The organism is Novosphingobium chloroacetimidivorans (genome assembly GCF_014204535.1).
In the GTDB taxonomy this organism is placed as follows: Bacteria; Pseudomonadota; Alphaproteobacteria; order Sphingomonadales; family Sphingomonadaceae; genus Novosphingobium; species Novosphingobium chloroacetimidivorans.
Genome location: NZ_JACHLR010000050.1, coordinates 1 through 6,618, shown reverse-complemented (window position 1 = coordinate 6,618; position 6,618 = coordinate 1). Strand labels below are relative to the sequence as shown.

Annotated in this window: 7 protein-coding genes; 4 read left to right on the top strand and 3 right to left on the bottom strand. The window is 57.9% G+C overall.

Annotated elements, in window-relative coordinates:
- Positions 1–980 precede the first annotated feature (980 nt).
- Positions 981–1,802 carry an IS630 family transposase gene (locus HNO88_RS21410; RefSeq protein WP_281384084.1) on the top strand — a complete coding sequence of 274 codons (822 nt, stop codon included), beginning with the start codon at positions 981–983 and terminating at the stop codon, positions 1,800–1,802.
- Positions 1,799–1,975: a hypothetical protein gene (locus tag HNO88_RS21405; protein WP_184250755.1), complete on the top strand. Its 177-nt coding sequence runs from the start codon at positions 1,799–1,801 to the stop codon at positions 1,973–1,975. The genes HNO88_RS21410 and HNO88_RS21405 overlap by 4 nt, the downstream gene beginning before the upstream one ends.
- 295 nt (positions 1,976–2,270) lie before the next feature.
- Here the strand turns inward: HNO88_RS21405 and HNO88_RS22935 are convergent, their stop codons facing one another.
- On the bottom strand, positions 2,271–2,873 hold the full coding sequence (locus tag HNO88_RS22935) for a response regulator transcription factor (RefSeq protein ID WP_184250752.1): 603 nt from the start codon (positions 2,871–2,873) through the stop codon (positions 2,271–2,273).
- A gap of 249 nt (positions 2,874–3,122) precedes the next feature.
- Between HNO88_RS22935 and HNO88_RS21395 the strand changes: the two genes are divergently transcribed.
- The gene (locus tag HNO88_RS21395) at positions 3,123–4,346 is read left to right on the top strand and encodes a glycoside hydrolase family 5 protein (RefSeq protein WP_184250749.1); all 1,224 of its coding nucleotides are present in this window, start codon (positions 3,123–3,125) and stop codon (positions 4,344–4,346) included.
- 108 nt (positions 4,347–4,454) lie between these two features.
- On the opposite strand, the gene HNO88_RS21390 is transcribed toward HNO88_RS21395, so the two are convergent.
- On the bottom strand, positions 4,455–4,652 hold the full coding sequence (locus HNO88_RS21390) for a hypothetical protein (protein WP_184250746.1): 198 nt from the start codon (positions 4,650–4,652) through the stop codon (positions 4,455–4,457).
- A gap of 545 nt (positions 4,653–5,197) precedes the next feature.
- Here HNO88_RS21390 and HNO88_RS21385 point away from each other — a divergent pair.
- Positions 5,198–6,085, top strand: coding sequence for an IS110 family RNA-guided transposase (locus HNO88_RS21385; RefSeq protein ID WP_246382281.1), 888 nt, complete (start codon positions 5,198–5,200; stop codon positions 6,083–6,085).
- Positions 6,086–6,377: 292 nt separating this feature from the next.
- On the opposite strand, the gene HNO88_RS22570 is transcribed toward HNO88_RS21385, so the two are convergent.
- Positions 6,378–6,618 (bottom strand): hypothetical protein (locus HNO88_RS22570; protein WP_246382279.1); only part of this gene is annotated, 241 nt, incomplete at its 5' end.

Here is a 6,618-nt window from a genome sequence, read left to right as displayed (position 1 = left end):
TATCGGCAAGCTGCTCGATCGCTTCCTGCCAGACGAATGCGCCAACTTCTTCCAAGCCGCAGGATATCAACGCTCATGCTGAAAATGCTCTAGCGGGATCTCGGGCTTGCCGATCATGTGCCAACCAATCTAATCCATCAGCACCATAGCGTGCGCACCTGGCGCGACAGCGAGCGCGATCTCGGCCAGGTGCAGCGACGTTGTCTCGGTGTTACAGAAGAGCAGGACCAGACCTGCACCCTTACCCTGTTCAGGGCAGATCGTCCCGCATATGTAGCCCGATCTCGTTCGCTGGTCCTTCGGTGCCGAGGGGCCGCGTCTGGCCGAAAGCCGCGTGATGTTGTTCCCCTGTCCAACGCGAGCCTCGTCCTGCAACCAGACATCTACGGGCGTGCGCTTTGGGAGGGTGTCGCGGACCTTTGCGACCTCGGCAGCAAAGCCCTCTTCTGAAGGCTTCCATGGCCAGCTCGTTCTGAGGCATGGTGGCGGGGCTGCGCCGTCAGCTTCACGTAGCCCAACTTCTTCAGCTCACGGCTAACAGTCGTCTCGTCTTGCGGGCCCCCGAACTCCTCATACAACCAACGCGAGGGGCTGAGCATCGTTGAGGATCGACGCCTTGCCCACTGCCTTTCCGTCCGGCAGGCCATCCGGGCCGCAGGAATTGAACTGGATCATTCAGTCGTGCACGATCTGGAGTGCCACGCCGCCGATCCTTGCCGCATCGCTCCTGGCGCCGCCGTCGTAGATCTGTCAAAGCGCCAGCAGTCGTCGTGCGTGCGGTGCGCTCTTCGTCAACCACGCCAGGCGCCGCAACGCCGCTCCATCGAAATCCTCTCGCAAGCCAATCGCCCTTCCCACCTCACGCCCTCCTGCTGCAAGAACCCAGTGAGCTAGAGCAGTTCCACGATGAGGGGAATCGGCGAGGGGTTACCATGGCGATGATCATGTGATGCATAGGATGCCGTCACGAAGGAGGCGGCATGGGTTGGCGGTCGGCTCAGAGCTGCTCGCAGGATTTGCGCGATCGGGTGCTGAGGGCTGTGGATGGTGGCATGCCGGTACGGCAAGCGGCGCCTACCTTTGAGGTGAGCATCGCGTACATCTACAAGGTTGTGATCCGACGCTGGCTGACTGGCGATGCGGGGATCAACCCGCACCGGTGGCATGCGCTGCGCAAGCTGTCGGGCGCGCAGGAACTGGCGCTCGAAGCGCACATCCGCTCGCGCCCTGGGATCACGCTGGCACAGGCGCAAGCATGGCTGCTGGCCGAGTACGGTGTCGAACTGAGCACCGGCGCGATCTGGAATGCGGCCCGGCGGCTCGGATTGTTGTTCAAAACAAGCCCTGCGACCCGCCGAGCAGGACCGGCCGGACGTGGCGGCAAGGCGCAAGCTGTGCAAGAGCCGCAGCCATTCCTCGATCCTGAGAGCCTGGTCTTCCTCGACGAGACCGGAGTGAACACCAAGATGGCGCGGCTCCATGGCTGGGCGCCAGTCGGTGAGCGCTGCCGTGACAAGGCGCCGTTCGGCCACTGGAAGACTATGACGTTCGTCGCCGGGCTGAGGCTCTCCGCAATGACAGCACCCTGGGTGCTTGATCGCGCCATGGATGGCGATGCCTTCCGCATGTACGTCCAGGATGTCCTTGCACCGACCCTCAAGCCCGGCGACGTCGTGGTGCTCGACAACCTGCCCGCGCACAAGGTCGCCGGCATGCGCGAGGCGATCGCCGACCGCCGTCGCCAGATCTTCTACCTGCCGCCCCCGGCCTTCGCCGGGGCAGGCTCTACAGCCCAGACATGAACCCGATCGAGATGGCCGTCTCCAAACTCAAGGCGCTCCTACGTCAGGAGCCGGCGCGAACTGTCGACGGCCTCGTCCAACGCATCGGCAGCCTGCTCGATCGCTTCCTGCCCAACGAGCGCCAACTTCTTCCATGCCGCGGGCTATCAAAGGTCATCGTGAAAGTGCTCTAGACCTTGGCCGGCTTGTGAATCCCCTCGCATGAGTCAGCCTCAGCGCAGGTTGGTATAAGTTGTTCGGCAGCATCCGCTATAGTCGCGTTCACAGCGAAGGGTAATCGCAAATTGCGTCGGTACCTTATCGCGATATCTACCGTGCGCGGCAAACCGGGCCAAACCAAAGAAGTGTAGTCAGATCGGACGCCAGTCCCTACCGCCATCGCAGGCATACAGGTGCCCGCAATGCTTAAACAGAACCACTCAAGCTTCAGAAACCCGTCACGTGAGCCAGCCCCAGGGCGCTTTGATATTAGCGCTTCAAGGCTGCCTCAATAGCTACCTGAACCGCTTCAGCGGTGTTGCTCACGCCCAACTTTATAAGCAAATTTGCGCGGTAAGTCTCTACGGTTCGTCGACTTATCGCGAGCTCATCGGCTATGATCTGGTTAGTCAAACCTCTAGACAATCGATCGAGCACCTCAAGTTCGCGCTTTGTGAGGCGGCTTAAGTTCGACAAGGCTGCTACTGCGCGAGATCCACTCTTATCAGGCTCTTCTGCCTTTTCAGCCATGCGGGCCAGGGCTGCCGTGAGCTCCTCAGCGACAAACGGCCATCCAAGGTAATCGACGGCACCCGCGAGCACAGCATCAACGACGTGGCGGAGACGTGGATTTTCATGGTACGCGACGATTGGGTGCGATCGACCTTGTTCCGTCATTACCTTGACGAGCGTTGCGACAGACCCTCCTCTGTCGTGAAGCAGCACTCCAGTTAATCGCGGCCAAGCTATCGTGAGTTCATCAAGGGTTTCGAATGGCTCGACATGCAGGTGGGTGGCAGAGAGCGCATGAGTTATCGCGGCACGACGTCGCGCACTATGATCAATGAGGATAAGTTTGGAAGGACGCTTCACCTATCCACCTTACATGTATTTTCACGAGCCCATACACAAGCCGATGCGGCGTGTCAGCCTGAACGGATCCAGCTGCCCCTCGGTTCCGTCACACCGCCTCGTGAGGTTAATGCGCCTTAAGGTCATTCAGGCTCCATACGGAAGCGCAGAGCAAATTAGTTAAATGGCTGGGTAACCAATCACGTGAAGACGCTGGAAGGACGCGTGACGTAAACCCTTCGAAGTTCACCATTAAACGGCCCTTGTCCCATGATTGATAAATTTGTCAGCATCAAAATGATAGGCGGTGTTGCGACAGTTGGCCTTGCTGTCGGAGCTGTAGCGACGCAAGATACAAGATTAACAAATAATACTATCGCGATGGCTTCGACATCGGGGTCATCTACAGCTCTACAGACCACCGTGACCACGAACGCAGCCGCCTCGTCCGATACAGGTACTACGCTGTCATCAGCCGTAACCTCCAGTTCAACGGCAACCAACCCGCAGAATGCATCCGCCCAACGGCTCTCTTCACCGGACGCCCAAGCCGTACCGTTGCCGATCCCAGGCGTGAACCTCTCCGGCGGCGAGTTTGGAACGGTACCCGGCCGTTTGGGCTTCAACTACACTTACCCGAGCACAACTGATATCGATTACATCGCAGCTCAGGGCTTCAAGATGGTGCGCATTCCGTTCCGGTGGGAGCGACTGCAGCCCATTCTGAACGGCGCTTTGTCTACAGCTGATGCTTCAGCCCTTATGAAGGCAACTGATTATGCTCTGTCAAAGGGCTTGGTCGTGGTCCTTGATATGCACGACTTCGCACGTCGCCGTCCGAACCCAACATCTGTCACTTCAGCTATTGTCGGATCAGCGGATGTGCCTGCGGCGGCCTTTGCTGATGCATGGGTAAAGATCGCAGGCAGGTATCGTGGCAACAACAATGTCTGGCTAGGCCTTATGAACGAGCCTAACGGTTTGCCCGCAGCGTCTTGGTGGCAAACCGCTCAACAAACTGCAATCGCCTTGAGAAATCAGGGGGTTAATAACAAACTGATGATCCCCGGTATCTACTGGACTGCTGCTTACAATTGGGTCGAATCAGGAAATGCAGCTTTTGCCTCGACGTTCAAGGATCCCGGCGAAAACTACGCCTTTGAAGTGCATCAGTATCTAGACAGTGACTCAAGCGGGACAAAGCCCACTTGTGCTGTCGGAGCTGCACGACGAGTCGATGCGGTGTTGGCGTGGGCGAAAGTTCAGAAGGTGCGGCTTTTCTTTGGCGAAATGGGAGCTGGGCCTGATGACACTTGTAAGATCGAGTACGGGAACATGCTGGCAAAGATCGACAAAAGTCAAGTTGCGATTGGATGGACGGCGTGGGGAGCCGGAAGTTGGTGGAACGAGGGCTATATGTTTCGGATAAATCCAATTAAGGGTGCTATGACCTCGCACATGCAAATGCTGCAGACAGCCATGTCGAATAGATAGCGGGACGGAGCTACTTCCATATGTTTGACTAAGCCGAATAAATGGGCATACAAGCGGCACCAATTTCCCCCCGAAAGGGGCCTGCGCTGGCCGGAGTGCTGCAAATAATTACAGCTGGCATGCAAGCGATGGCGTATGCAGCACTCCTGCATGCCGAGTTGCTTTCGCAGCTGCAAGCTTGATTTTGCGTAGGTTGAAGTCGGATTCAATGCGAGTGAGCAGCATCATCGCGGCTTCGTAGTGCAGCCGCCGCAGATGGGTGTCGCCGCGTCTCGAGACGTGACCGTCGTGGTCGGCCTCGCCCAATTGCAATCATCTGATTGTCAGCCCGGCGAACACTTTCGACCAACCTTGATATATGAAGATCGGCCTCTCTTCGATAGCGGTGACGATTGATGTTGCAGTCACAACGCCGAAACCGGGAACGGAAATGAGCAGCTGGCAGGGTTCGCTGCGTCTCGCCTCTGCCAGAAGCTTGCGTCCCAACACCGCGTCGCGGATGCGAACCAGTGGTCACGCCTTGAGCCATGGAATAAATATGCAACCAAGCTGCGCATTGTCGGCGAGCAGCGCCTCCACGTTGCGTTTGAACTTGCTGGCTAAGGGACGGAACGATTAGGACAAAGGTTAGCTGGGCTGATTTCAAAATCGTTCAATCAAGATTGAAGGATCTGAGATCCGTGGTGGCGATTACCGATCCGATAGGCTGATGGGATTGCTCGCCCCTTTTCCCCCAGCAACGGAAATATGCCGACGCTTGAGAAGGAGAGAAGCGGACCGACGTCTATTGTGATCTTTCGCGTTGATGCGGCAGGTGCTGTTGTCGTACGCAGGTCGATGTGTCGCCAGACATGATCGACAGCGTTGCGGAACTTCCGGCGTGCGTGGATGCGATGGAGGCATGCTGCGGTGACGATCGTTTGGAGCGCTTGTTTGCCGCACACAGACACGAGATCAGATTGGTGTCACCGGAGTACATGCGACCTTACATCAGAGCGCGGATTAACGATGATCGTGACGCTGAGCGGATCGCCGAAGCGGCCTCCCGCCCGATCAATTACTTCTGCAAACTTAAAACTCAGGAGCAGTTGGACATTCAGACACTCCACCGCGTCCGGTCCCGCCTGGTGGCCGAGCGCAGGAGCTTGATGAGCCAGCTGCGGGCAATCTTGCTGGAGCGCGGGACGATCTTTCCGGTCGGGCGTCGCAAGCTGGAACTTGGCATCGATGCGACACTGGCTGATGAGGATACGACACTGTCGGCGTGTCTACGCCAGCTGGTGGGCGAATTACGTGCCGAGTGGCGCGAACCCCGATGCGAGGATTGGAGCTCTGAACAGCGAGTTCATCGTGTTGGCTCGCAACGATGCGGCTGCGCGCCGGCTCACGCCCATCCAGGCATGGGCTTCTTGAATGCAACGGCCCTTGTCCCAACCGTCGATGATACCGGCAGCTTCGCCAAGGCGCGAGATCTGGGTGCATGGCTGGGACTGGTACCACGACAACACACGGCAGGAGGCAAGCCCCGGCTGCTTGGCATCTCCAAGCGTGGCAACACCTACTTCCGGACCTTGCTCATCCATGGCGATCGAGCGGCATTGCCATCGCTATTGCAGAGCGAGCCTCCACTAGGATGCTGGTCGAAAGGCATGATCAAGCGCGGTGTCCACCGCATCACCATTGTCGTCGCGTTGGCCAACAAGTTGGCGCGGATTGTTTGGCTAGCTCTGCGCGATTGAGCAACTTTCGAGCGCGGCTACCCAGTTGCCGCATAGCCTGATCGGCCACATGCACGCACGTGCATAGGCCAACGATGTCCGCAGGAAGGATCGTGAAGATGTGCCAACAGTCAATCAGCATTTGGAATGCCCGGCAAAAAGATAGCACCTGGTGCCGCGGTCTTTATTGTGGCTCCAGACGTGCGGATGTCCTTCTTGGCCATGGGTCACTACAAGACCAAATACGTTTGACCCAGACTGATCAGATCACCTTAAGATCTTGCTTGCAGACGGGGCGGATTATACGTTTTGCTTACGCACAATGACGCCGCCACTTGCCGACCGTATGCTCGTGAACTCCGAGGCGCTCGGCCCCTCCTTGATCAGCAGCCCATCGGCGCACAGTAGAACCATGCGAGTACGAAACGATAACGAGCGCCGCGCGTTGTGACGCCGCCTCTAGAGCATTTTCAGCATGAGCGTTGATATCCTGCGGCTTGGAAGAAGTTGGCGCATTCGTCTGGCAGGAAGCGATCGAGCAGCTTGCCGATACG

Excerpts from the sequence above, each read along its gene's own strand:
- HNO88_RS21405 (WP_184250755.1), top strand. The coding sequence starts at position 1,799 with ATGAACCCGATCGAGATGGCCGTCTCCAAACTCAAGGCGCTCCTACGT.
- HNO88_RS21410 (WP_281384084.1), top strand. The coding sequence starts at position 981 with ATGGGTTGGCGGTCGGCTCAGAGCTGCTCGCAGGATTTGCGCGATCGG.
- HNO88_RS21395 (WP_184250749.1), top strand. The coding sequence starts at position 3,123 with ATGATTGATAAATTTGTCAGCATCAAAATGATAGGCGGTGTTGCGACA.
- HNO88_RS21385 (WP_246382281.1), top strand. The coding sequence starts at position 5,198 with ATGATCGACAGCGTTGCGGAACTTCCGGCGTGCGTGGATGCGATGGAG.